This window comes from Flavobacterium sp. (genome assembly GCF_017744675.1).
In the GTDB taxonomy this organism is placed as follows: Bacteria; Bacteroidota; Bacteroidia; order Flavobacteriales; family Flavobacteriaceae; genus Flavobacterium.
Genome location: NZ_JAGIAV010000004.1, coordinates 900957 through 927883, shown reverse-complemented (window position 1 = coordinate 927883; position 26927 = coordinate 900957). Strand labels below are relative to the sequence as shown.

The 26927-nt window shown below is 38.5% G+C and carries 26 protein-coding genes; 2 read left to right on the top strand and 24 right to left on the bottom strand.

Translation table 11 applies throughout. The features are described from left to right. Position 1: 1 nt before the first annotated feature. The 22 genes from J7574_RS14260 to J7574_RS14160 form a co-directional block, all read right to left on the bottom strand. Entirely contained in the window at positions 2-1552 is a 1551-nt protein-coding gene (locus J7574_RS14260) for a hypothetical protein (protein ID WP_290969670.1), read from the bottom strand. Between the two features lie 4 nt (positions 1553-1556). After that, positions 1557-2018 (bottom strand): hypothetical protein, encoded by a 462-nt coding sequence (locus J7574_RS14255; RefSeq protein WP_290969667.1) that lies wholly within the window; start codon positions 2016-2018, stop codon positions 1557-1559. Between the two features lie 990 nt (positions 2019-3008). Further along, entirely contained in the window at positions 3009-3734 is a 726-nt protein-coding gene (locus J7574_RS14250) for a hypothetical protein (protein WP_290969665.1), read from the bottom strand. Between the two features lie 89 nt (positions 3735-3823). Next, positions 3824-6802 (bottom strand): P-loop NTPase fold protein, encoded by a 2979-nt coding sequence (locus J7574_RS14245; protein ID WP_290969663.1) that lies wholly within the window; start codon positions 6800-6802, stop codon positions 3824-3826. A 444-nt stretch (positions 6803-7246) separates the two neighbouring features. After that, a complete protein-coding gene (locus J7574_RS14240; protein WP_290969660.1) occupies positions 7247-7531 on the bottom strand; it encodes a hypothetical protein in 285 nt (94 codons plus the stop codon). After that, entirely contained in the window at positions 7531-8583 is a 1053-nt protein-coding gene (locus J7574_RS14235) for a hypothetical protein (RefSeq protein WP_290969657.1), read from the bottom strand. The genes J7574_RS14240 and J7574_RS14235 overlap by 1 nt, the downstream gene beginning before the upstream one ends. 28 nt (positions 8584-8611) lie before the next feature. Continuing rightward, the gene (locus J7574_RS14230) at positions 8612-9775 is read right to left on the bottom strand and encodes a hypothetical protein (protein WP_290969656.1); all 1164 of its coding nucleotides are present in this window, start codon (positions 9773-9775) and stop codon (positions 8612-8614) included. A gap of 36 nt (positions 9776-9811) precedes the next feature. Next, positions 9812-10654 carry a conjugative transposon protein TraN gene (gene traN, locus J7574_RS14225; RefSeq protein ID WP_290969655.1) on the bottom strand — a complete coding sequence of 281 codons (843 nt, stop codon included), beginning with the start codon at positions 10652-10654 and terminating at the stop codon, positions 9812-9814. Between the two features lie 11 nt (positions 10655-10665). Next, entirely contained in the window at positions 10666-11958 is a 1293-nt protein-coding gene (gene traM, locus J7574_RS14220) for a conjugative transposon protein TraM (protein ID WP_290969654.1), read from the bottom strand. 275 nt (positions 11959-12233) lie between these two features. After that, positions 12234-12842: a conjugative transposon protein TraK gene (gene traK, locus J7574_RS14215; protein ID WP_290969651.1), complete on the bottom strand. Its 609-nt coding sequence runs from the start codon at positions 12840-12842 to the stop codon at positions 12234-12236. A gap of 23 nt (positions 12843-12865) precedes the next feature. Continuing rightward, positions 12866-14077: a conjugative transposon protein TraJ gene (traJ, locus tag J7574_RS14210; protein WP_290969649.1), complete on the bottom strand. Its 1212-nt coding sequence runs from the start codon at positions 14075-14077 to the stop codon at positions 12866-12868. A 4-nt stretch (positions 14078-14081) separates the two neighbouring features. Then, the gene (locus J7574_RS14205) at positions 14082-14717 is read right to left on the bottom strand and encodes a TerB family tellurite resistance protein (protein ID WP_290969647.1); all 636 of its coding nucleotides are present in this window, start codon (positions 14715-14717) and stop codon (positions 14082-14084) included. Positions 14718-14727: 10 nt separating this feature from the next. Next, positions 14728-15198, bottom strand: coding sequence for a hypothetical protein (locus tag J7574_RS14200; RefSeq protein WP_290969645.1), 471 nt, complete (start codon positions 15196-15198; stop codon positions 14728-14730). Positions 15199-15359: 161 nt separating this feature from the next. Continuing rightward, positions 15360-16043, bottom strand: coding sequence for a conjugal transfer protein TraI (locus J7574_RS14195; RefSeq protein WP_290969643.1), 684 nt, complete (start codon positions 16041-16043; stop codon positions 15360-15362). Between the two features lie 12 nt (positions 16044-16055). Then, positions 16056-18524 (bottom strand): TraG family conjugative transposon ATPase, encoded by a 2469-nt coding sequence (locus J7574_RS14190; RefSeq protein WP_290969641.1) that lies wholly within the window; start codon positions 18522-18524, stop codon positions 16056-16058. Between the two features lie 34 nt (positions 18525-18558). Then, positions 18559-18873 carry a DUF4133 domain-containing protein gene (locus J7574_RS14185; protein ID WP_290969639.1) on the bottom strand — a complete coding sequence of 105 codons (315 nt, stop codon included), beginning with the start codon at positions 18871-18873 and terminating at the stop codon, positions 18559-18561. 10 nt (positions 18874-18883) lie between these two features. Further along, positions 18884-19222 carry a DUF4134 domain-containing protein gene (locus tag J7574_RS14180; protein WP_290969637.1) on the bottom strand — a complete coding sequence of 113 codons (339 nt, stop codon included), beginning with the start codon at positions 19220-19222 and terminating at the stop codon, positions 18884-18886. A gap of 126 nt (positions 19223-19348) precedes the next feature. Further along, positions 19349-19810 carry a hypothetical protein gene (locus J7574_RS14175; RefSeq protein WP_290969636.1) on the bottom strand — a complete coding sequence of 154 codons (462 nt, stop codon included), beginning with the start codon at positions 19808-19810 and terminating at the stop codon, positions 19349-19351. 248 nt (positions 19811-20058) lie between these two features. Next, positions 20059-20253, bottom strand: coding sequence for a YqaE/Pmp3 family membrane protein (locus J7574_RS23180; protein ID WP_091490775.1), 195 nt, complete (start codon positions 20251-20253; stop codon positions 20059-20061). A gap of 72 nt (positions 20254-20325) precedes the next feature. After that, positions 20326-21504, bottom strand: a complete 1179-nt coding sequence (locus J7574_RS14170) for a hypothetical protein (RefSeq protein WP_290969635.1) — start codon at positions 21502-21504, stop codon at positions 20326-20328. A 36-nt stretch (positions 21505-21540) separates the two neighbouring features. Then, positions 21541-22428: a helix-turn-helix domain-containing protein gene (locus tag J7574_RS14165; protein ID WP_290969634.1), complete on the bottom strand. Its 888-nt coding sequence runs from the start codon at positions 22426-22428 to the stop codon at positions 21541-21543. A gap of 300 nt (positions 22429-22728) precedes the next feature. Then, entirely contained in the window at positions 22729-23412 is a 684-nt protein-coding gene (locus tag J7574_RS14160; RefSeq protein ID WP_290969632.1) for a hypothetical protein, read from the bottom strand. Positions 23413-23747: 335 nt separating this feature from the next. On the opposite strand from J7574_RS14160, the gene J7574_RS14155 reads away from it, so the two are divergent. Then, a complete protein-coding gene (locus tag J7574_RS14155; RefSeq protein WP_290969630.1) occupies positions 23748-25445 on the top strand; it encodes a helix-turn-helix domain-containing protein in 1698 nt (565 codons plus the stop codon). A 67-nt stretch (positions 25446-25512) separates the two neighbouring features. Further along, a complete protein-coding gene (locus tag J7574_RS14150) occupies positions 25513-25689 on the top strand; it encodes a histone H1 (RefSeq protein ID WP_290969628.1) in 177 nt (58 codons plus the stop codon). A 415-nt stretch (positions 25690-26104) separates the two neighbouring features. On the opposite strand, the gene J7574_RS14145 is transcribed toward J7574_RS14150, so the two are convergent. Next, on the bottom strand, positions 26105-26632 hold the full coding sequence (locus J7574_RS14145) for a hypothetical protein (protein WP_290969626.1): 528 nt from the start codon (positions 26630-26632) through the stop codon (positions 26105-26107). An 86-nt stretch (positions 26633-26718) separates the two neighbouring features. Further along, entirely contained in the window at positions 26719-26844 is a 126-nt protein-coding gene (locus J7574_RS14140) for a hypothetical protein (protein WP_290969623.1), read from the bottom strand. Between the last annotated feature and the right edge of the window lie 83 nt (positions 26845-26927).

Genomic DNA, 26927 nt, shown 5'->3' with positions numbered 1-26927 from the left:
GTTAAGAGCGTGTTTCAATATTTAAATCTTTTAGCTGTCTTAGTTTTTTGAAATCTTCAGATGTCATCTTGTTTTTAGCAACGTATATTTTTTCAGTGCCCGAAACTTCGAAATAAATCTCAAATTTGTTGGTACTAAGAGTTTTCGGATCTTCCTTGGCAATCTGTAGTTTGATCCATTTTAAAAACTCTTCAGGCTTGTCATCTGAAAACAAATCTAGTTCTTCTTCTTTTTTCCATGAAATATTAAGAATGATAGTGTTGCCTAGAGCATTTTTTGCACTAATCCTGTACACATATTTACAAAATAGCATAGGGTCTATTAGGGCATCGGCTCCATCTTTCATAGGAAGATGGTACATTGTGACTTTGTCGTCATATTCCAGGGAATTTTCCCCTGTTTGTTCTCTTAGATTTTCAACAGCCCTTAGTTCGCCTTCGTATTTCACTTTGAGCAGTAAAGGCTGGCTGTCGACGCATTTCACATAACTTACAGTCCTGCGGCCAAATGAAAGATCGTTTGCCGAGATCGGCTGGTAGCTCTCGTCAAACAAATTCTTGAAAGTATAGACATTTTTCTCATCGGTTAAGTCTGATCCCTTAAATTTAAGGGTTGCGTCTACGAAGACATTTAAGGAAATATCTGCATTCTGTCTGCCTTCTTGCGATACTACGATTTCATTAGGAGAAAATGAGAATCCTGCTTTCATCCTCTGTAGTTTAACAAGCCGTGCTTCATTCAAAGTTTCTGCATTTACATAGCCTATCTCACCTGTGACATTTGCCGAGGCACCATTTTTTGTAGTTGTTGTATTATTGGATTTCTTTGCACCGTTTAGATCTCCTGAACTATTAATCGTGCCTACTGCGTTTCCATCTTCATCATAAACCTTTTTTTCGCTGCCTGACTTTGAGCTGTTGCTGTTTTCTGAAGAAACTGTACTTGTATTGTCGATGCTGCTTCCAATTTGTCCTGTAGCAGTAAGTTTTGAATTAAAAGTAACCGAGTTGCTTCGTGATAAATTACCGAGTTCAACTTCCTCAAATTCGTTTTCCAATTTATCAATACTTTTGAAGGCGATCCTGTTTTCCTCTGTTGGAATGCTTATGTAAGTGTTTAAATAAGCAAGTCTGGTATTGGGATGTGTGAACCTCTTGTCTGTAAAATACCTTTTTATGTTAGAAAAAGCCAAGCGGACCTTATATTCAGTAAACTCAGTTGGTAATTCTGGCGGCGAACTATCCTTCTTAGCATTAATTGGCTTAGACATTAAGGCAATAATATCTTCCGGCTTCTGGGTTTTACTGCTGATTACTTTTAAGAGATGATGTGGCAGGCTGTCCTGCAGTTCCCATAATTGTTTAGGCTTCTCTTCCGGCTGGGCAGAAGCCTTGTAAGGCAGTACCCCGACCCTTACATCAATTACAGGGCTGGTTGTTGTCTCATTGCCAAACGGATTGTGATGGAGGTTGCTAAAAACTGGTTTAGGGCTTTTACAGCCTGTAAGATATATCAGGGTGGCCATGCAGAGAAAGTAGATTTTTATTTTCATGGTTCTATACAATTTTAAATAATTTATATTGGCGACCGGTGCCGGGTTTGCAGCTGCCAGATTTTTCTCCTAGATATTCAGCCGCAACATCGTGAAATAATGGGCGTCCGTTACAGTCTATATAAGGGTTTTCTCCCACTCCGTAGTAATAGTAACCGCTGTTTAAAGTGTAATTCTGTCCTGTAACATGGGCTGTTTTATCCGGTTTTGTCCATAAAATGCTGCCAGTTGTAGGTTCTGATAATATTGCCTGCTTAAAGTAGGAATTAGCTGCCTTATGAATGTAGGCTGGACTGTAGCCTTTAACTTCAGTAAGAAGAAGATTAATTGTACCCTCTTTACTAAGGGTAACTTCTCCTTTTACACCTTTGTTTTGTAAAGCATAATGTTCAAATTTAATGGTCTTTTCTGCGTTGCCGGGCAGGTTTTTAAGCTCCTCTACAGCATTTATAATTTTTTGTTTCATGGTTTAGAGTGTTGTTTTTTAGTTGCTTACCAATTTAACGCTTATGCAGATTGTGGCATAGCGTATTTGTACGGTATTATAAATTAATTGCAATTTAATGTGTATTTATATTTCGTAGTTCATTTTAAATTAACGGTATAAAAAAGAACAAAGAGAACAGAACAAGTTGCATTGACCAGCTTTATACTGATTCAGCTGCATGCGGTATTCATAAAATTGATGTTTAATTTTTTATAAAATAAAAATTTAAAACTCATTTTTTTGATGCGGGTAGATATCTCAAATCAAATCATCCAATTTTTCAAGCCGCGGACCAGAAGCCGCGGTTTTTTATGTTTCTATAGGAAAGATTGAAAGTCTTGAGCCGAAGTTGCCATCTTGGGGAATTCAAGCCCGTGCTGTCTGCTTTTTCCTTAATGCCCTTTATCCACAGTATCCCCGTTGCTTTGCTTTTACTTTTTATCCAAGACCCAGTATGCTTTTGTTTTATTTCAGGAGCAAAGGTAGTCCGTGTCCTTGAGCAAAAGCTAGGCCGGGCCTTTCGGAAAGTACTTCTTCTCCTAATTAAGTTATATTCTCACGGCTGGTGATAATTCAATAATTAATTTGGGATGTGGGCCACCTGCAGTGACAAGGTCATAAAGATATTTTTATTAACCCTCTGAATTGTATTATTTCGATCTTTAAGTTTAATTTTAAAACTATGTCAGAATTTGCATTCTAAACAAGAAAATAAATGACGCTTTTCTGGTTTCTATTTCTTTTGGGGATGTAGTTTATATAACCGTATTCACTTAAATCCTTTATGCACTTGTGATACGTGACAGGGCCGGTTATTTTGGCTATTTTCATAATTTCATGCCTGTAATGAGGGATGAATCTTATTTTAGGTTTAATATTATTTTTAGGAGCTTTATCTCGCTATCCGCTGCAATCTTTTGCGCCGAACCCCAGCGCAGAAGGATTTCCGCTCCTATCGGGGCTAGAGATTTACAAGTACATTTTCGCAATTTCTGATAGTCTGATCAAATAATCATTTTTGATGTTCATGCTTAATTGTCTTGTGTTGATTAATAGACGGCTGTCATTTTTGAATGTTTTTAATTTTTCACTTGGATTTGATAAATCAGACACAAATTTTACATCAAAAAAATCTTCTATCTGTTTATGTTTTAAATAATCGCCACAAGCGCATATTATTACATTAAACGATTTGTAAAAATCATTTTTCAGCAGTTCAATTCTCTCAGAATTGCTGAAAGCTTTAATTTTGCTTAATCTCGATGGCTCGAAATTAATTTCGCATAAAAAAGCATAGTTTAAAAATTCATTTTCATTTTTCTCAATATGAGGATAAATATTTTTCAAAACCGTATAATATTTAGTCCAGGTATGTCCGCCTTTCATTTTTCCCAAATACGGGTGAAATACATTTATGTAATGTTCTGAATCGTAAAATTTGGCTTTATTCGATAAAATTCCATTTTCAAGATAGTGTTTCCATTCGTTAGGATTTTCTATGCTTTCATATTGCAATTGCTTTAAATTGCTTTGATCAAAGCCTTTTTCTTTTCCTAAAATCAATATTTTGGAGTTGGGATTGCCAAAACCAACAAAGTAGGGATTAGGTTTGTTTAAATTATGTTCATTTTTATAGAATTCGGTACTTTTATTAAAAGCTGAATCCACTAATTTTTTAAAGCTTTTACTATACATTTAAGGACTTTTAAGTACTGGAGAATTTTTTTAAATTTTTGTTCATTAGTTTTTAATTTTAATAGTACTGAATGGACTGAGGTGATTGCTCATATTTTTTTTAAATATTTTATTGCACCATCGGGTTTCGGTTTGATAGAAATAAATTCAATATAGTCAGTTCCTTTAAGGTCGATCCTCATGCCCTCATTAATTATTTTCTGATCGACTTTCCAATCCGGACTGTTATAATACAGCGTCATTATATCAACTATAAAATCTGACAAGAGACTGTCAATTTTTTCATAACGTACATTAATTGTGAGGTAGAAAACGTCTTTGGAGATCGTGAAAGTGAAACCATATTTTTCTTTGTAATTCGCTACAGCTGCAAAATGATAACCTAAATCAGTATCCGATATTTTTACTATTACCTGCGGGTGTCTTGAACGCTGGTCATAGTCCTCACGACCAGGCTCATTCCTTGCTATTTCTATTTTTTTTAGCATAAGGGAAGAAAGTGCGAAATCATATTCCAGCGTATAGTGGAAGTTAATGACTTTTAAAAGTTCAAAAAGTTCAATAAATTCTTTAATATTTGGCAGGGAGCTGTCGTTATGAGCTTTTATAAAATCAATAAATTTATCTCGTGATCCAAAAATTTCTGTGACAGTATCTGAAATTCTAAAAGCAGTGTTTGAAAATGGATCTAGCTCGGTAAATTGGACGCATAAAAGTTCAATACTGTTTTGCTGCCAGAAGTCTTTTAAAATTTTATTGATTTTATCCTTATTTATCAATTTCACTCCGTGATAGACGCCGTACGTTCTGAAATTATCTACATTCCAAAGTATAGTGTCATAGCTCGATAGGTAATTTTCATATAATTCAGTTGCTTTTTCAGTTATATACTTTTCTTCTAATTGCCAAAGCTCATTCACATCCTTGATTTTCCAAATTGCAATTATTAAAAAAAGTCTTGCTTCTGTAGAAAATTCTTCGCTGCTGAATAAGGATTGATCTAGCCATTTTCGATATTCCTTAATTCTGCCTTCACCAATATGATCATAAAGATGTGAAGCAAATTTTTCTATAAGCTTATAGATATCCATGTTATAATAGCTCTCAATACCGTTCATTTCATAGATAATAGTGAGGTACTCTATAATACGATGTAATTTTTGCGGGTCGTTCGTGGAAAAATAATCCAGCCTGCCAATGAGCTGTTCCGATTTGCCCTGTGCTTTTATGTTCAGCAGCTCGTTTCTTAGTGACTGGCTTTCAACAGTGAATAAAGCTTCAAATTCAATCTGTTTGAAGTAGTTTGGAAAGATGCGCTGTTGGACCAGCATCTGAAAGTTATTAGTAAATCTTATACAGTCTTGTCCTTCAGGAGTATTCTCATTGCCAAAAAGGTATGCCATTGTTTTTACCAGCAGAACTTTATCAGTTCGGGAAAATTTTTCATCAATATTAATATGTACACCCTCACTTAAAAGTTCTGCATAAAGCTGGTAATTATCAAGATGCTTGATGCTTCCTATCGGCTCATTGGCTAAAGAATAGAAAACCTCTTCAGCAACATCTTTTCTTTCTTTAGGGACTTCTTTTAACTTATAGGTTCCTTTTACTTCGTCAACGGTTAAAAAGTCACCTCTGCTTTCATGGAGCTGTTTTACCATGTCTGGAAATTTTAGCTTAAAAAAGGTGAAATTTATAAAATCTTTGAGGTTCAGATATGAAAAATCCTCTTTGAAAAGAGAGATGTCGTACTTAATCTGGTTTACAACTCTTTTAACATCCCTGAAGTTTTTTATATAATCTTCAAAAAGCAGATTTGGTTCCATAAGAGCACTATTTAGCCTAAGCTCCAAATCGGCGGGCGCCGGGCTGAAGGGGCGGAGCATTTCTGAAATGAAGAACTGTTTCAGCAGGCTGCTCTCTATCTCAGGAAGATAAATTTCCAACTGGAAAAACTTATCGACAAACTTGGTATCTAAAATATTTCCTTTTGCAGTCAAACGCTTTACCACGTACTGCTTATCCATTGCAAGCACAAAAAATGTATTGCTAAAGTTGGCGGTATTGCGGATGAGCTTAAGGGTCTGTAGGATCTCCCTTTGGTTGAGGCGGTCTAGATCATCAATGAAAACAATTATTTTTTTGTCTGTCTTGCCAAGCATGGCATTAATGTTTTCATATAGCTCGCATGCCGAGGACTGCGAGAAGTTCGTAATATGGTTGTCCAGAAAACTTTTTAGATTTTTATTTTGATAGAGGTCCGTTAATTTTTCTGAGTAGTCAAGGATCTTATTGGAAAGTAAACCATTGTAAGGTGCCAGCTGGTTGCTCAGCAGTGTAAAGAATTCATTTATAATATCAGTCTCTTTGTGATTAAGGTAGGGCAGGAAATGAATCGAAATTATTTGATTTTTTTTAAATTCATCGGATGCTTCAATATTTTTCTTAACAAGCTGTATTACACTGGATTTTCCATTGCCCCAAGGACCGATTAATCCAATCGATATTGATTTTGGATGTTTGTCATGCAGCAGTATTGCAGTTAGTTTTTCAACAATTGGACTAAAATTTACCTGATCCTCCCCAATGGCAGAAATAGGATCGTCGCTTATTAGAAAATTATTTATGACTACAGGCTTCTTAATTGCTTTTCTAATCTGGCTGAACGCGATAAAGGCGAAGTACAAAAATGCAAGTACGAGCGCCAGGTCAATATATTTAATTGAAAACCATCTGTTTTGGACAATTGCATGCAGATTCCAGTTTAATCCGTTCATATTAAAGCGATAATAGAAAAGAAGAATCGACAGTAAAAAAATAATGAGATATTCAGCAGGTGCTGGAAGATATTTATTGATAATTAATTTTTTGAACAAAAGGAGCAGCGAGCTGATGAATGCCAACATAATAATAAGCTGGAGATACCATGTATTATATGAGGGATCGGACATCAGAAAAGTCTCGATCAATAAATTAACCGCCTTTTGGAAGTAAAGAAAAATAAAAATGAAAAAAGCAGGTAATATTATATAGGTGCTTTGAAAAAAATCGCGTAAAAACTTGCCCATAAACTAGATTTGTAATTGCAGCATTAAACTTTATGTAAATATACAATTACTTATTGACTAAAATATTTTATCTAAATTGACCATCTGACTTCTAAAAGAAACTGTTTAAAACCTTCAGCACTTGTACGGAAATACACCATTTTTTTCTTCAGTCGAACAACAATTATATTAAAAAAAATAAGAGCAGGAAATTCAAATATTATGAAATTTTAAATCATTTTAGAGCTGGTTTTACTTTTGCAATTGTAAATCCGGGTCTTTCACAAAGTACTTTTTCTCCTAAATCAAATTATATTCTCGAGGCTGGTGATGATTAATTAGTTTGGGATGCCTGCCGCTTGCAGTGACAAAGTCATAAAGATTCTTTTTTTAATCTTCTGAATTGTGTTATTTAGATAATTTCGATCTTTAAGTTGATTTTAAGACTATGCCAGAATTTGCATTCTAAACAAGAAAATAAATGACGCTTTTCTGGTTTCTGTTTTTTTTAGGGATGTAGTTTATATAACCGTATTCACTTAAATCCTTTACGCACCTGTGATACGTGACAGGGCCGGTTATCTTTGCTAATTTCATAATTTCATGCCTGTAGGCTTTGATGGGATTGATGTTGCCTTGATTTGCTCTAAACTGGAGCAGTGCCGCAAAAATTCCAATATGGGTAATGCTGATGCGCTGGTCTTTTTCTATTGACTTAAAGAATTCCGTTAAAGGATTTAATTGTTCCATCACTGCTGTAATTTAGATTTGGATGCCTTTTTAAAAGATTGATTTTTTGCAGTTTGTATAACACCCTGAATCTGCTGGCTTGATTTTTTGTCTTTTTCCAATGAAGCGATCTGCACTTTGCGAAAATGCTGGTCATAGATATTCAGAGATCTAAACTGGGGATTGGCCTCAATATAAAATTGATTTTCTCGTCCATCTTTAATCAGCACGGCAGATACTCTGTCTCCCCGCCTTAAAGCATTTTTTAGTTTCTCCATTTCATATGGATTGTATATCTCTTTTAAAGAAATGGCCTTTAAAGTCTTTTCCAAATCATACGCATATTCATTTCGAAATTCTTTTAGGTGATAATTGCCCGAAGCGTCTTTATCATTAAAGTCGAGCTGAAACCATGATTGGCTATGCGCTACTGAACGGCCTGACAATAAATTATAGACTTCATTCAGCTTAAAATTGTTTTCCAGCCCATTTTTGAAGTAATATCCCCTGCTGTCTTCCGGTGCGGAATTATTTTGCAGGCTGCTTTTAAATCCATCGAGTTCAAAATGGCCTTCAGCATTTTTTGAAAAGCAGAGCGTATGACTGATCTTTTCTTTTTCATTGATGTAGTAGGAAAGAGGAACGCTGAAATTTTCCTGTTCTTGAACGATAAGATTTTTAATTTTTTCGGATAGATCAGGAAAACCGATACGCTGGACTTTCTCGTTAATCGAATTGAAGTTTCTCTCGTGTTTTTTTGTATCACTGCGGAGTGAAAGCTGATTTTGTGTGCTGGTGATTATTTTCCTTAAGATACGTGAAATGGGACTTGGATGCAATTGTTTTGACATCCTGTGGATTTCCATTTTAAGGATTCGAAGCGTATGCTGCTCCTCAATATTTTTTGAAGATCTGTATTTCGTTCTGATTCTCTCGAACTGACGCAGTTTCTCGGCGAGTAAAGATTTGTTTTCTGCCGGAGTAATTGAAAACAGCGTACTGAAACGCTCCTCTCTTGCTTTCCATCGGCTGAATTCCATTTCTACTCTATTTACGGGAAACTGCGGGTTCATGATCTAATCTTTACTAATTTTAAAATTTCTAAACCGAATTGGACTGCTGTTTTCTTTTTTTGGGTTTGTTCGCGGAAGGTGTTTCACTGTTCTCGTCAGCGGCCTCGGACTGTTTTTTGCCAGACTGCTTTTCTGAAGTTTTTTCCCCCTCGGATTTTTTCTCTTCTTTGCTTTCCCGATGATTGATGCGCTGCAGGTTTCCGTCATAGACATTAAGGGTCTTGAACTGGGGATTTGCCTCTACGAACATTTTGCTTTCCACGCCGCCCACAACAAAAGTCACAGACTGAAGATTTCCTTTTTTAAGGGAATTCATAAGGTCTTCCTTATACTGAGGCGTATTGAGTTCTTTTATGGAATGCTTCTCTAGGCTGGCTTCCAGATCATAGCCGTAATTCTGATGGTAGTGGCTAATTTTGAAATTTCCGGAATTATCGGTCTGTTTAAAATCGAATTTTAACCAGGAATTATAGCTTTCCCCTTCTTTAGTTTTGAGATCTTTATTTACAGAGCGTCCTTCCATCAGATTATAAGCTTCTTTGAGCGTAATGCTTGTGCCGTCATTGTTGATGTAAAACGTCTGTTCTATACCCGGCTTATTTTCTTCTTTCTGGAGATTCACATGATAGGAGTTGAAAAAGTACATATCAGTCTGGTCTGACTTCTTGAAGTTCAGCTCAACTGTTACGCTGTCTTTGTTTGGTACGCCGTTGTTCATAATGCCGGTGTGCATGATTTTAAAATCCTTATCTCCTTTGAGCATGTTTTCTTTCAATTCGGTATCGAAAGTTTCTCCAAACCCGGTGTATTTCAGCTGGTCTTTCAGGTATTTTAAATTAGTCTCATTCATAATGTTTGTATTTAAGTTGTTTTGTGGTAATTGCTTGTTTTCTCCTGCCAGACGGACAAACTCCGTAAGATCAAGTTTCTCATTGCTGTACAGATCTATTCCGCTCTGCAGGACTGTCTTTAAGTCGCTTATAAGCGAATCTATCGGCACGCTCTTATAAAAGTCGATATCATGAGCCCCCACCAGACAATGGTCTTCTGCACCCATCGATGTCCTGAAAAAAGCAGTGTTGCCGCTGTCAGCCGACACATTAACAGGGTGCGCAGCATAGCGGTAGCCTAGCGAAGCCATTTCTTCTGCAAAGCTTAACAGCGTTTCTGTTTCATTGATTTTTATATTCATAATCTGTTTTTTAAGTTTTTTGGGATAGTGCCGGGATTATGGCAGCGGGATTACTTTATCAGCAAGATTTTTTTTAATGCTGACTTCCAAGTGGCGTCCGCCGCTCTTTTCCAGAAGCTGGAGCGTTAAAAGCTTATTTTCGGGAATCGTAAATTTTTCCAGTGCAAAAACTTTTACTACTTCAGACTTGTCAGGAATCACCGCAGAGGATGAAGTGCAATACAGCGGCTGAATCTCTATTTCCTGCGAGGCAGTCCGTTTTGATTTTCGCTGGTCTCTTATGAAAAAACGCAGCTGGTCGATATCATAATTGATTTTTGATTTATTTTCGAATGCGACACGCAGATACAGCACATCCTCATGAATAAATATGCCGCTGACCTCGAGTTTTATCTGAAACTTGGATTTTTTTAAGCCGCCGCTCTTTATTTTTTTTGATAATGCAAGCCAGGCCGCCTGTTCGATTTTTTTCTGATTATCGTTTCCCGAGGCAAATAGCACTTCCTTACTGGCAGCCGCAGCGTTTTCTGCTTTTATATTCAGGTCAGGGCAGTCTTCCTCGTAATTCAGCACAAATACATATAATTTTGAATCAGATGTCACTACTGTCAGGTTGGTCTGGAAAAAATATTTTCTTGCGGCTTTTACCAGCAGGATATTCTCGACTCCTCTGGCTTTCTGCACCAGCACATCAGCGCTGCCTTTATCGATGCTTTTAATCGGATAGGGAAAAACTATGCTGGTAGTTTTCGAATAGCCGATCTGAAGATTTTTATAATGGTCTTCATAAAAGGCAGTTTCCCTGCTGTCTGGCTGAGGATAAGCCAAAACAGCAACCAGCAGCAGGCTTACTAGAAACAAATAATTGATTCTTTTCATCTTTCTTTATTTTAAGGTTTTAAATTCTTTTGTTTTTCATCATACAGTAGCACCTGGTATCCTGATTTTACCGCAACTTTTATGAGTTTTACTTTTTTGCTCATAAGGCTTTTCGCTGCTTCAATGCCCATTCCCGCAGCCTGTGCTCCCCATGAATCAGCAATCCCGGTAAGCCCGAGTGTCTGAATCGAACTGTCGGCTGATGCCTTGGCCGCATCCCTGCTGATAGCACCCGGGATGTATATCCCCTCAATTCCGTCCATATCGTAGACCGAGAGCTGCACCGGAAAAATGGAACCATGATGCCGGATGTTTTCTATCTTTATTTCAAGCCTTTCGCCTTTCAATTCCGCAATGCCGTATAAAAAAGTGTTTTTTGGAATTGTTCTTCCCAGGAGCACAATATCTGAAGTGAGCCTTAGTTTGATCACCGATCCATTTACAATGGTCTGCGTTTCGTGCACGGCAGCTCCAAGTGCATTTTGCGGCTGATCTTGATTAAAATCCTCTTCTGCAGTGAAAAAAGCATTCAATTTAAAGCCCTCCTCTGCGGCGGCTGTATCTTCCTGGAGAGAAGTGATATTGTCTGCCTTGCTTCTAAGGTCTACGGAATATACTTTTCCTTTTTTATCCTGCGAATTCTGTCTTAAGCGTTCCAACACTCTTGCAGGATGCTGGATATCCAGGATATTTTCCAGCATGCCTCCGAGCTGCTGCAGTTCGGGATCCGGCGCCGTTTCACCCATTGCAGACATCATCTGTTCTAAGTTTTTAATCTGGCCGGAAATTTCATCAGACGAGCCGTAGTTTTCGAACTCCTTCATATCCTGGCCGTAATTTTTAACCGGAATCGGCTCGCTGATGGTTTTCTGAAGCTGCTTCAGCTTTTCATAGATTTTCTGTTCGTTTCTGTCCTGCGGAGTTACTGCTTTCAAACCGGTTCCTTTTTTTGAAAAACGCTGTGATGCAAAATCCAGTTCCGGGAACTCCTTCAAAGATTCTTCCAGAACTTTTTGATTGGAATAATTGGGATCTTTTTTAATCTGCTCCTGCAGTTTGATTGAATCTGCCGACGCCTTTTCATAATAGCTCATTTTATCCAAAGCGGAATCTTCTTTAAAGCTTGGAAGCGGCAGTTTAAAATTAAATCCTTTTTTTATTTCATTTTCAGCCGTTGCGGCCTCCATTTCTCCTCCTCCCAATGTATAAAAAAGAATGGTGATAAAAGGAAGCGTTATTATCGGCAGTGCCAGAAGCATTTTTCGTTTTTTTGCTTCTTTAATTGATGTTGTTTTCTGTTCCATGCCTTTATTTTTTAATCGATTAGTTTAATTTTTAAAGTCTGTTCCGAACTTCCTGTCTTTTTTGGGCCCTTTTCTGAAAAGGAATTATAAATGTTATAAAGCAGGTAAGATGCTGACAGCATAACAAATAGGCTGAGGAAAAAAATGAGCATTCTCTTTGAACATCCTTCAGAGAGACTGCTCATTTTTTCGGACCATTTTTTTTGGGCAGAGAGATAGTGCCGATTGTATGCAAATGGAGTTTCTCTTTTTTTTAAAAGTGATTTCATGATCCGTCATTTTCGGTTTTCAACAGTTAAGTCCCGGTTTTCGATCGTATTGAAACGCTCGATTAAAAAACCGTGCGGATTGTTGTCGCTTCTTGATACATTGCGAAGGCTTCCTTCGGTGATCAGGTTTCTTTTTAAAATGCTCGTGGTTCTTATGATGTTCTGCCGTGAGAAGCATTTAAAACGGTAGGGGTAGTCCTGGGTATCGACTTTTACACTGTCAATGTGGATGGTCTGGCTTATATTGCCTGAAATGATTCCGGAATAGAAGCCGTTTTCTTTCAGGTCATCATAAATTTTTTTGGCACTTTCGTCCGCCAGATAAAGCGCTTTAGTGACATTGGTCTTAATAACCTTATCATCAGGATCCAGGGTAAAGAAAAATTGGTGGAAAGTTTTAATATGGTCTCTTGCCTCAACAGGCACATTATCCCTTCTGTCCGACGCATATGCTTCCATAGCTTTTCCTGCCGCCAGGATGTATACTTTATCCTGCATGCGGCTTATAGTTTGAAAACTTCTGCTCACAGTGTAACAGCAGATCACAGCGCAGCATATAATAACCAGCAGGGTAAATCCTCTCACATATTTAAAAGCAGTGTCTATATTTTTCATTTTGGTAAACATGAGCCGGTCATTTAAGTTTGTTTTGAATTTCCTTTGAGCCTGTCGCTCATGTAATTTCCTTTCTCCTCAAAATAGGGAGCAGAGCAGGAGGAGGCCGACATGCTCTGCGACATCCTTCCCGCGGTATTTCCCATTGAATCCAGAACCATTGCGGTCCCCTGCGATGTTTTGGAAACTGCCGAACTCGCTGAGGTGCTGAAAAGGGTTGTAGTTTTCTGTGCCAGGGCTCCGCCGCCTCCCGCATGGACTATGTAATTAGCAACCGACGGGACAGTGAAGTACCCGATAATGCCGATAATCATAAAAATTAAATAAGACATATCGGTCCTGCTGAAAAACGTATCTCCGGTAGCCTGAACCTGGGAAAGGTCCAGTTTGAGCATCAGCTCCTGAATCTTACCTATAATGCTTCCAAAGATATTGGCAACAGGCAGCCAGAGATAAATATTGATATATCTTGCCAGCCAGACAGTAAGGGTATGCTGGAATCCGTCGAAGACCGCTATTCCGAAAACCAGCGGCCCCAGGATGGATAGCACAACCAGCTGGAATGTCCTGAGCGTATCAATGCATAAGGCCGCGGCCTCGAATAAAACCCGCAGTACCTCGCTCAACCATTCCTTGACGGAGTTTCTAAAACTGTAGGAGGCTTTTTCCATTGCAAACTTGATGTCATTTCCTATTCCGGTCAGCATGCTCTCATCTGAGGGGTCGGCTCCGTCATGGGTGTATTTATACCATCTGTCCCGGTCTCCGGCACCCGCTGAGCCTACGTACATCTTCCAGGGATCAGTTTCCCTGACTGCCTTTTCTTTTTCTTTTAACAAGACCGCTACTGCATTATTGGAGCCTGTGACCATAGCGGCAGTTGCCGTAACTGTAGGCTTCATAACCCCGTTAATCAGGGCAAGGACAGAAGGGAAAATCATGATGCAGAATCCGATCACAAAGGGACGGAACAGCGGATAGAAATCAATCGGTTCTGCGCTTGCGATATGCCTCCACACCCTTGAGGCAATATACCAGATGGTTCCAAATCCTGCGATTCCCTGTCCCACTGCCAGAAGATTGCCGCACAGAGGCATCATTTCATCGTAGAGCTGGTCTAATACGGAATGAAGGCTCTGCATGTCATCACCAAATCCCTGAGCCCTTGTCAAAAGAGGCAGCACGAACAGCATTGCAGAAAGAATTTTGGTTTTGTTTTTTAATGGGAGTTTCATATTTTTATTCTTTAATTATTTGAAGAGCCTTAGAATCCTGCGCATCGTTTCTTTCTTTTGCCCTCTGCAGCAGCAGTATGTTTGACGAATTATTAAAATCTCGTAGAAACAGCAGTTTGTCCTGCATCTCAATAAATATATTATCTACAGCTTCAAGCCTTTCGTCATCTGACATTCTTAATTTATCTGCTGTAACCACCATAGTGAGTTCATCAAGATTACGAAGGCTGAGGTTAAGCAGATTGCCGTAAACGGTTTCAAAGTACTTCAGCTCCTTTTCACTGAAGTTCCCGCTTTTTGAGAACCTGATCAGTCCATTGCGGCTTTCTTTTGCCAGCAGGATCTGATAATGGATAATGTCTCCGACTTTTTTGTAATTTTTTACCATCGGGCTGACCTGCATCAGGGCATCTAAAAAGGTTTTGTGAAGGCTGAAATTCCCTTCCGACATATCCTTGACCGTCTTGTAGCCTCCTGAAATCAGCTCATATCCTTTTTTCATATCGCTGAGAATCTTTTTGAACTGGGAGAGCTTTTCGATGTTTAGGATCAGCTGCTGTATCTCCGCAGATTGCGCATTTGCTTTAGCAGGGATAATTGAAAAGCACATAGTTAGTCCTAAAACCAGTATTTTTTTCATAATCATGAGTTTATAATCCGTAAACAGCACTTGCATTTTTAGAGTTCTTTTTTTCTGCTTTCCTGGATACAGAAAGCAGTCTGGCATCGCTGCTGAAAGAAATGCAGAAATTGTAATCCTCCAGCATTATTTTATGCAGCGCATCAATACGTCCAATTCTCTGGTCGTCTTTGAGTTCCAATTTGGCATCGGTAGTGATAACCAGAAGCTGTTCGAGCGTATCGCCGCAGTTCTGCAGCAGCCTTTCCAAAGAACGCTCGATATGATCCAGTTCGCTGCCATGAAATAAGTCTGCTGTTTTTAAATCAGCTAAAGTCCTTTTACAGATTTTCATTATTTTAAGCTGCATTGAAATAATTTCAGCGGCCTTATAATAGCTTCTGACTTTTGGATTGATTTTCAGAAGCGATGTGAAATAATCGCCATGGAGATCAACCTCTCCTTTTTTGGCATCACCGATAAAATTGAGTCCTTTCGACACGGCGGAATATCCTTTTTTAGCGTAGTCTATATAGACCTGAAGCGCTGCGATCTGAAGCAGGAGTTCCTTTCTCTGCTTTGCCTGGGACTGTATAATCTGAGGGGAAATGATCAGTATCGAGATTATAAAAAACAGTTTTTTCATTAGTGTTTTTTTTAAAATTATGGAATTCCGTAAAATTCTTTCACATGGTCTGCATCCGCTTCCGTTTTGGCCCTCTGCAGGCTCAGCAGTATGTTCTGCCGGTTGAACAGGGTAAGGTCATCGTAATTGGCATCAATCTGGTCTGCGGCCTTATTGATTATCTCCAGTCTTTTCAGATCGCTCATCTGTGTGGCAAAAGAATCCAGTATTAAAAAGATCTGGTCGATATTCTTTACGCTTTCTTCTAAAATGCCGGTGTAGACACGCTCCATGTAAAGAATCTCACTTTCTTTGAAATGGGCGTCTTTTCTGAAAAGGTTCCAGGCCCTTTCATATTCCGCGACCAGCCTTGTCTGTTTTTGTGTAATTTCCCTTATCCTCTGATAGTAGGTGATAATGGATTTCACTTTGGCCAGCTCTTCATAGTATCCTTTATAAAGATCCTTCTGTTTCTGTGTCCACTCCGAGATTTCGTCGAGTTTTAATTTAGACAGGACGTTTTCGGCCTGCTTCTGTGCGTTCTGAAGCCATATCGTTTTATTCTGCAGTTTCTGGATGCGAAGATCGATTGCTTTAATTACTTTTTTGGTTGCTGCTTTTACGATTTCCAATATGGGCAGCGCCGCAGTTTTTTCGGCAGATGCAGCCGGAGTGCTGATAAGCAGCAGGCAGATCAGACAGGCCGCAATTTTTGTTTTCATTTTTCTTTTTCATTAATGTCCGTTTCGTATTTCCTGAGCCATAGCGGCAATTCCCTTTCTGATGTCACCGCCGAACTTCTCGGCATAGGCATTCATTTTCACTTTCTCGCTTTCCTCGGTTGTGTAGGCAAGATATTCCTCGAGAGAAACCTCTGTCCTGTAAACCTTTGAAAGCATTCCTCCCAGCGAGATAAAAACTTCCTTGTATTTCTTTGCGGGATCATTGGCTTTATTAACCGAAAGCACCAGCGCTTTTTCTTTGTCAGTGAGACCGAGAAGTTCCTGTATCTGGTCAAATTTATTCTGGTACTTGCTCTGGTCCAGCAGGATTTTGCAGTCGCTGTTGTTGATGATGGCCTGCTTGACTACAGGTGAAGAAATAATATCCTCTACCTCCTGGGTTACCACTATTGCCTCCCCGAAGAACTTCCGCACGGTCTTAAATAAATAGCGTAAATATTCCGCCATTCCCTCACGGGCAATGGCTTTCCAGGCTTCTTCTATCAATATCATCTTTCGGATGCCTTTGAGCTTTCTCATCTTGCTGATAAAAACCTCCATGATGATAATGGTCACCACCGGAAACAGGATAGGGTGGTCTTTAATGTTATCCAGCTCGAAGACAATAAATCGTTCCTTTAAGAGATCCAGATTCTCTGCAGCGTTGAGCAGATAATCAAACTCGCCTCCTCTGTAATAAGGCCTGAGCACGTATAGGAAATTGTTCACATCAAAGTCTTTTTCTTTTACCTTGTCTCCCTGAAGTATGGCAACAAAGTCATCTTTCAGGAAATCATAAAAGCTGTTGAAGCACGGGAAGATTTCCTTATGCTTTTCCATTTTTTCGTAATAGAGTTGCAGTGCATTGGAAAGGGCAACATATTCGCTTCTGTTAAAAGTCTCATCGTCTTTTTTCCACAAAGCCAGCAGCAGGGTTTTAATGCTTTCCTTTTTCTCCGTGTCCAGATTATCTCCCTCGCTGATGTAAAACGGATTAAAGCGGATCGGATTTTTTTCATCATATGTAAAATAATAGCCTTTAACCATATCACAGAGTCCTTTATAGCTGTGGCCGACATCCACCAGTACGATATGCGTCCCCTGCTCGTAATAGCTTCTGACCATATGGTTGGTGAAAAAGGACTTGCCGCTTCCGGATGGTCCCAGTATGAACTTGTTCCGGTTGGTGCAGATTCCCATTTTTACCGGCTCATCGCTGATATCCACATGGACAGGTTTGCCGGTAAGCCGGTCTCCAAGTCTGACGCCCGTAGGACTTAAAGAGGATCTGTAGCCGGTTTCCATATTCAGGAAGCAGACTGCCTGCTCGGAGAACGTATCAAAAGTGTCGTTCATTGGAAAATCAGCCGCATTTCCGGGCATTCCCGCCCAGTAGATCTGCGCGGCTCCAACGGTTTCCTGCTTGGCTGCCGCATCCATCTGTGCCAGTGCAGACGAGACTTTGTTTTTGATGTCTTTGAGTTCTTCCTTCTCATCGGTCCATGCCAGAACATTAAAATGCGCTTTTACGGGAAGCCGCTGCTGGGCGATCGCTTCATTCAAAAAATCATTTACAGAATCCCTTGCAATCATATTCTCCCTGCTGTAGGCTGATAAGGACTGGAGCCTTAATCTTTTGCTTTCCAGTTTCTGGATTGTTTTCTGCGCATCCTCTATAAACAGATACTGGTTGTAGATGTGGCTGCAGGACAGCAGCTGACCCAGAGTAGAGGCAAACCCGATGCTGAATTTGGTTTTATCTGTCGAATAGCGGTCAAAGTTGATTCTCGATCCGCAGAGTCCAGGCAGATCGGCCGCATCGCCGAGGGTAAAAAGCTGGCAGTGTTTATCTCCGACCTGAAGGCCTTCGTTGAATTTAATATCATGGAATGCAAAAAACTTTTCTTCCCCGGCTAAAAAGCAGTATTTCTCGACAAGCCCGGTCCTGCGGCTTTCGCTTTTAAGCTGCCCATTTGAAAGACGGCTGAGCTTTATAAAACCGCTGTCTTCCATAATTCTTTTAAACTGCCCTGCCGCATCCAGAAAATCCTGCATCAGCTGGGGGTTGATTGTTTCTTCCGGGACAATTGAACTTCTGATTAGCGTTGAGAACAGTGAACTTGAATTCTTTCTGCCCTTGGGCTTTTTGGTGAGCATAATGTAGCAGGAATGATCCAGAAACGGTCTTTCATTAAAAAAGCGCTCGCTGGATCTGGTCAGAAAACTGTTGTCATCATTTGAAAAATCAGCCTTGTAGCTGCTCTGCACAAACCAGTCCTGCTTATGGAACACGCAGAATTTGGGAAGCACTTTCACCGCTTTTATCCAAGACTGGTGGAAAGCTTCATATTCCTGATCCGATAACGTGAAAATTTCAGGCAGCTCTGCCTTAAAAACAATCGTAATATCCCCTTGTTTTGATAAAATGCAGTCGTGTTCCACCGCCATAATCGGCAGTGCATTTTCCATCCTTTTCTCCATTTCCTCTTCATTTAGATTTTTTAACGTCCTACAGCTATAGCTTTTTGAAAACTGCCCTGCTGTAGACTTTTATGCATTTTGGAATCTGTTTTTTGGCCAGTGCTTTCATCATGCCGTACTCGCCGTACTGATGGCTCATCTTGTATATTTTGAATACCAGCAGCGCGCCTGATACTCCGATAAGGCCAATGCAGATCAGGGAAGGAATCCCGATAATGTACAATACGGCAAATAATATCATAAGAATAACAACTCCTCCGCCCAAATACCAGATGTACTGCGCCTTGAGTCCTTTGAATTCTATGCTCTGGTTGATTCCTTTGTTGATCGGATAAACGCTGCTGCCCATAGGTGTGCGTTTAAACCCCGAAGAAGGATTTGATTACCGTAGCCACCACTACCAGAAAGACGCAGCTGCCGAACCATGCCGCCGCCACTTTTCCCGTATCAGGGTCGCCCGCATTCCATTTCTGGTACACTTTTACGGCTCCTATAAGACCCAGTATGGCGCCCACCGCATACATAAGTTCCGTGCCGGCATCGAAGTAGCTCCTCACTTTCTGGTTGGCCTCGTTGATGCCTGCAACACCGTCCTGCGCGTAACCGCTGCCGTTAACTATCAGCAGTAAAAAAGACGAAGTAATAAGCACTTTGTTTTTTCTGCAGAAACTCTTTAATTTCCATCCACATTTTTTCATCGCACATCATTTTAAAAGTTATTCTATTATTAAAAAGCAGAGGAATACCGCTGTTGCAGCTCTATTTCTTTGTCACATAAAGCCATACCGCACGAGAGAGAACAGGGGTGGTTCCTCTGCTGTATTTTAGAAAACCGATCCTTCCCATAGACTGTCCGCTTCGCTCAGTGTAAGCTGCAGCCCGGGATATTTACTGGATTCGGAAACCATCAGTTTATTGATGTTTTCCCTTAGGGAAGAAATTTTCACATAGGGGTATTCATCCAGCAGCATGCTTAGATAGTTTTGAAACTGCTCTTTTGACAAGCCTTTTTCTGCACTTTCTGCCGCAGCCTGCTCAATTCTTATGGAAAGCTGTTCAGCATCTTCCAGCGTTTCGAAAGAACCGGAGAAAGAAGATTTGATAGTATTCTGGACTGCATGCCCTTCTTTTGTGTTTTTAAAAAAAGGAAGCCTGATTTTGGTTTCGCCTGACAGGATTTTTTTCAGGTTCCCGCTGTAGAATTTAATTATCACTGCTGCGTACCAGACCACTAATGCTATAACCGCGGCAGTAAGGTAGCTGCCCCATGAAATGTTTGTAAACATAATTTTCGCCATTTATCATTCGACATCTTATTCATATAAATCATGTGTATCTGAAGCAGATCCGATTGATTTACGTGTCAAAGGAACAATACAAATGCAGCCGCTGCAAGTACAACTTTTTTGCTGTACCCTTTTGTACCCCGAGCGGCATCAGCAGACTTGGGCATTCACGCAAAAAAAAAAATAAAAAAAGCCGGAGAAATAAATAATCCTTTTCTCCGGCCTTATAATATAAATCTTAAAGCTGTCTATTTCCTCATAGCTTTTATCAATTTGGCATTTCTTTTATCTGCTCTTGAATTCTGCAGCGAAATAACTGCCCATATTGCTGCAGGGAGCCAGCCGATCAAAGTAATCTGAAGAATGAGACAGATTAGGGCAGTAAAGATCTTTCCTCTTAAAAGAAAGGAAATACACGGAAAAAATATTGCAATTAATGTCATATCCTAGGATTTTTAATTATTTGTCGTTAATAGGCTGGATTGCTGCTGAAATTGATTTTATATATTCGATTTTTAGTAGGACCGGATTTTTCTAATCATTTTTTCCAGGCCTGCGATAGCAGTTTCTTTGTCTTTTTCTTCCGCATTATACGATTTGCTTCTCACGGATTGGTAAGACAGCTCTTTTTTAAAAGCTGTAGAAAGGTGGGGGATAATGGACTGGAAAACCAGATTCATGGAACGTGCCTTAATCAGCCTTGATTCATCTGCTGCTCTCAGAATTAATCCCAGCTGATCTGCTGAGAAATCGCATTCAACTTTTTCTTCTATGGATTTTGATTTTCGCGTACGCACTGAATTCCCCAACTCTTTTTTTTTCTCCCAGTAGGCAGTCTCGTTCTTAAACCAGTTGTCTAAAACAGGTTTGATATTCTCCATACTGGGATCAAATGTAATTTTCTCATTGGAAGGGAGATGGTTAAAGTCTTTATAATATAGAAGAAGCAGTTCAAGCCTGAGAGCGGATTCTTCTTCTTTTTCTATGTTTTTCAAAATTTCTTCAGTCAAAAGGCTGATGTATTTTCTGGAGTTGAAATTCATAGCAATCAATATCTGGTCAGCTGTTCCAAAAAACGTTTCGCCTTGAGCGGTATAATCCTGATTATTCAGCGCTTTTAATAAGTCCCGCTCATATCGTATCTGACGGAAAGTTACTTTATGCTGCGTTTTGGATCCAATAGATTCTGATAGCGCGTCAATTACGATCTGGATTTTCTCTCTGCCCTTTTCGTTTTTAGCTAAAAGGGCCTTGAGCCTACTCAGCTTCATTTTTAATTCTTTTCTCGAAACGATCAGGTAGGTTATGGGCACTCTTTCATCCATGCTTAAATAATTGGCAAACCTGTTTTCTATAAAACAAAGCATTTCATCCAGCACTTCAATCAGCTGCTCCATTAACAGAGAAAGCCTGTTTGTTTTTAATTCCTTAAAATTTTGATTTTCGATCAGGGTATCCAGAAGAAAAATTAAATTAGAGTGATACCTGCGTACTAGAAGCCGGATCTGTCTTTTCCTGAACAATGCGAAAATTTCATTTTTGATAAGCACTTGGATTCTCTGTGATTCTTTCTGTGCATTTTCGGAAATTAAAGCCAGATCTTTTTCTGATAATGCTGCAACATTTGTTTTTTTCGGATTTAAGGTCTGCACTATCAAAGAATCTAACCATTCTAAAGGATATATATTACTCATAATACTTTGTTTTAATAGCAGGCATTTAAACGAAAATCAAAGATTTTTAAAATTTTCAATAGAGTTTAAGCGGTATTGAGATGGGGAGAGCAAGGTGTGATATTTGAAGAAATCACTGAAGTTATGCACATTGGCGAATTCCAGTTCTTCAGAAATCTCAAAAATTGTCAGCTGCAGGTCTTCCAGCAGCACTTTTGCTTCGATTATCACTGCCTCATTAATAAAATCTTTAGCTGTTTTACCGGTAATTTCTTTTATTATTTTACTTAAATATGCAGGAGTGATGAAAAGGGCTCCCGCATAAAATTTTACCTGATGCTGTTTTCTGCAGTGGATAGACAAAATGGTGAGGAACTGTATGGTAAGATTTTCTTTTCTGGAAAAATTTAATAAAGTGCCGGAAGTGTATCTTGAATATATTATTTTCAATTCATAGAGAAACAGGTTAAAGCTGATGCGCTTCAGATCACTATCAGATCCATTGTGCCTGCTGTCTTGATTTACAAAGTAAATCAGTTTGTAGATCATAGACAGAACCAGATAATCCTTATCGTCAAGATTTATTCTTAAAGGTTCCTTTCTCACTATAAAATAAAAGGAATCCACCAGCTCTTTTCGCAGGGTGTTTTTAAATGCAAATTCGGCGGAAAATGTAATAATATAAAGCTGGAGCTTATCTTCGATCTCCATTATTGTGCAGAAGGAGTTTTTGGGGATTATCAGTAAATCATGCGCCTTTAGATCCTGCACTATTTCTTTAAGCTTGATTTTAAATCTGCCCGACTTAATGAGCAGTATGGACAGATTGCTGGAGAGAAATGATTCAGTTCCGGCTGTTTTGACAATATATTTTTTTATAATATGAATATCTAATCCCCCGACTGACTGGTCTTTAAGTTCAATATTTATTATATCTTTTATCATGGCAGTGTAACTTAAGGATTTAAAGCAGTTTCTTATTTAGGGATTTTCAGTAAATTTTTTTTTAATTACTGTATAGAATAAATAATAGAGATTCAGAAGCGTGGCAATGTAAAACAGATAAGCCGGTCCCCTTGTCCGCATGGATTTTTTTTCTCCGTTTAGCAGAAAGCCGGTGATTTCATCATAGCTGAATAGCACTATGATGAAATACAGGCTGGCAAGATTAAATAGGACCAGAATTATGTACAAGATGATGATCGGTTTTATTTTAGGCATGATCATTTTAATCTTAAATTAATATTAGTTGAGGTAAATGCCCAGCAGTGCAATTATGGATGCCAGGGCAGATTCATTTGCTGTAAAAAGAATTTTGGCTGGCCTGCTGCCGACAGATGTTTCCCAGTCCCTGTCTTTTCTTTCTTCGGCCGAATAAAGAGAATATCGTGAAATGGAGGCGATCGTTAAGATGGTTTCAGTTTCATCCAGATCCAGAATACTGTCTGTAAGAATAGCAGATTCATAATCCGTAATATAATTGTAAGTGATGCTGAACTCCTGCTGCCTTTGGATAATAAGGTTTTGAAGAAAATTAATAAGGCTGGCCTTGGCATAAGTCCTCATTGTGCTTCCCTGAATAATGAAAATCAGATTATTGTCTGGATCTGCCATAATAGATGCTACTATTTCATCGGTAAATTCTATCAATCGGCTGTTTTTATTGCTCTTCGTCACAGGTCTTCCACTAATAAAATTGATCTGTTCAGCGAGTTCTGAATAAGAATTTGGAATCTTATTTTTTTCGTAAAAAACATTGAGCTTTTCGTAAATTTCTTTTCCTTTTTTATCATAAGGATTATGAATGTTTTCAGCAAGCTGATACTTTTTCTCTGGCAGCTGTCCATTTTCCGACGCAGTGAAATCAGAATCGGTAGAGCATGAAATAAAAAATAATGAAACTGTGATGCATAATAAAATAGTTTTCATGATTTGGTTTGTTTGAAAGTGAATGAGAATTGCTTCTCAGTTCTTTTCACCCGGATAAGCAGAACTTTTATCCGGCACTCTGCCGGACTTTTTTTGCTTTTGAATTCATGGCAAAGCTATTGGGCTCAAATTTTCAAAACAAACGCATATATGTGGATTTTCGGTATTTATGGTATGGATTTTCGGAAAATCCATACATCATTTTTTGTTAATAAATGCTTGTAATACAATTGTTTGTGTTATTTTTGGGTTAAGTTAAAGTAAAATTATTCCGACAGCTTTGAGGAAGCGCTTCGGGATCATTCCAGAAGCATATTCCCTAAATATATTATATCATGAATAAACAAAACCTGCTTGTACTGCTTTTAGTTTTCTCCCATCATGCATTTGCACGGCAGTCCAGTTTTATCATCCCTGATTCATTAAAGCATAAAAGCTATGGATATTTAGATGATAGAATTTATAGCTTTAGGAGAGACAGCGCCAGAGCGGCTGTTTATCTGTTCGCCTATATCCATAAAGCGAAAAAGGAGAAAAACTGGAAGGAGCTGGTCAACGGGTACCAGAACCTGCTGCATGAGTCTCCTGATGAATTGCGGCCGGTCTATGCTGACAGCATGGTATACGCTGCCCGGAAGTCTAATGATGATGCGCTGATCGGCTCGGCATATCTTTCCAAAGGAATAGTATTTTATGGCCGGAAGGATCAGGAAAAAGCGATGGATAATTACCTTATGGCCAACGGTTATATTTCTAAAACAAATGATGCTTACCAGAAATATAAAGTAAAATATCATATCGCTTTGACCAAGCTTTATATAGGATTTTATGACGAGGCAATTTCACTTCTTCGCGAGTGTGCGGCTTATTACAGGGACAAGAATACAAGACCTTATTTAAATTCGCTTCATACTCTTGGGCTCTGTTACAATAAGAATGGGAATTTTGGGCTATGCACCGAGACAAATAAATTAGGGATTAAGGAATGCCGCAGGCTAAATAATCTGGAAATGATTCCCTATTTTGTCCATTCGCAGGGAATTAATGAGTTCTTTTTGAAAAATTACTCAAAGTCGATAAAAGACATCGAATCATCTTTGGACGCAGTTCAAGAGAACCATGATTTTGCCAACCAGGCAATAGGGAATTTCTATATTGGCAAGAGCTATTGGGCATTGGATAGGAAAGCGAAAGCAGCAGAGTATTTTAAGATGGTGGATAAAATTTTCAAGGAGAAAAATTACCTGCGCCCTGATCTGCGGCAGTCTTTTGAACTATTAATAAACTATTACAGGCAGAAGAAAGATTTAGGCTCACAATTGTATTATGTTGACCGGCTTTTGAAGGCAGACACACTGCTGGTGGAAACTAATAGATATATAGTCAGCAAAATTCATAAGCAGTATGATACCAAAGAGCTGCTGCAGGAAAAAGAGAATCTCCAGCGCGAAAGCGAGGATCTAAAAGAGGAATTGGTCTGGGCGAAAAACTATGATCAGATTTCTTTAATAATTTTCTTTTTTATGTTTATTGCAATTGCTATAATCACCTATCGCTATTACAAGAATAGAAGGCTTTACAAAAAGAGGTTTGAAGAGTACATCAATAAGATGGAGGAGAATAAAAATAAGCCAAAAAACGAACCCGAGAGGCTTCCTGCCGCTGATATCAAAAGCGGGACTGCCGCTTTGATATTAAAAAAGCTGGAAAAGTTTGAAAAAGAGAATAAATTTTTAGAAAGAGACTGGAAGCAGGGGACTCTGGCAGCCTATTTCAATTCCAACTCCAATTATCTGGCGGGCATCATCAAGCAGTATAGGGGAAAAAATTTTGCGGATTATATAAACGGCCTTAGGATTGACTATTTAGTAGCGCTACTGCAGAACGAAAAGAAATACAGCGGCTATTCCAATGAAGCATTAGCCCAGGAAGCCGGATTCAGCTCCACTCAGCGTTTTGCTAATGCGTTTTTATCTAAAATGGGAATGCCGGCGGTTTATTTTATCGAACAGATTAAAAAGAAAAATTATTAGATAGCTTTAATTAGGATTTCCTGATGAAGTTTTTATTTTTGCTCCGTAATTAAAAAAAACAGAAAACATGAAAGATTTATTGGTGAAAATTAATGCTGAGATCGATACTTTTAAAACGGAATCTGATTCACTGGCTGAAAAAGGAGTGAAGGCGGCGGGAGCAAGAGCCCGTAAAGCATCTTTGGAAATTGAAAAGCTTTTAAAGGAGTTTAGAAAAGTTTCTATTGAGGAGTCTAAGAAATAATACTGCTGTTGATATCTTACAGTAAAAGGTGGATAGTGGGGCTTTTGGCCCCATTGTTTTTGTTTTTATTTTAGATTTTTTGGCAGCTATTCCCGCTTTACGCTGCAATCTTTTGTGCCGAACTCCGGCAGAAAAGGATTTCCGCTCTAATCGGGGCTGTATAAAAGATTCAGCTTTTTAAAAACCATTAAAAATACGGATAATTCAAATGAGGTTTATTGACAGAAGTGTATATAAAGGTTCCGCTTTTCCCAAGTACAAACCTTTAATTTTTTCAGTAAGTTATTTGTTCAAATCCTTTTTAATAAATGTTAAATGCAGGATTTATTCAAATAGTTTCCTTATTTCCTGAATACCGTTTCAAAAATTATCTAATGTTAATAATCTTTGTTTATTCCTAATTTAATAAATTCGTTCACTGGTTGACTTGTCCAAATACTTTGTGACTATTGACAGATAGTGCTTTTTCTATTAGTTTATCTAATATATTTAATTCGCTTTCGTTCAAAATTTTTCTACTCAATTTTTTAGTTTTTGAAACATATTTTCCTCCGTATGGATTTAGTAAAATGTATTTTAAATCGCCAAAAATTTGTATTTGAATTTTGCGATTAAGCTCTCTTTCTAATTCGTTGATCTTTTGTTTACTTTCAATTCTTATTTCCACATCATCTTCATATTCTCCAAAATGATAATAAAAATATTCATAATCATATTCGTCAGTTTTTTCGATTTTATTTCTAATTTGAGAATGAATTTTATTGTAAGAAAAATGATTTCCTATTCTTGAAATTACTGGATTACAACCGTCACGATTATCACCAACTTTACCAACGTAAATTTTTATAACTTCATTTGTATCTCTAGGTGTTGCTATGAATAAATAAACTGCCCATTGTCGTTTCGTTGATTCGCCGGGAATTTTAAAGCTTTTTATTTCCATATTTTATTTGATTGGAGGAGAAAGGGAGTAGTTGAACCTCCCTTCGCATTCAGTCTTGAATTCAGTTATTAAGTTTCTATTTATTTCTATGCTTTATAGTCAGAAGTAAGACCGTCTTTCTCCACGAATGCGACTCCTAATACCATACTTTTAATAAAATTTATAATTCTTTCTTTTGTTTCGATTAAACTAATTTTTTCTATTTTTTTCATAATCATTATTTTTAAGGTTGTTGATATTAATTTTAGGTCAATAGACAATCCAATTGTGACTACGAGAATAGTAAAGTCAATAG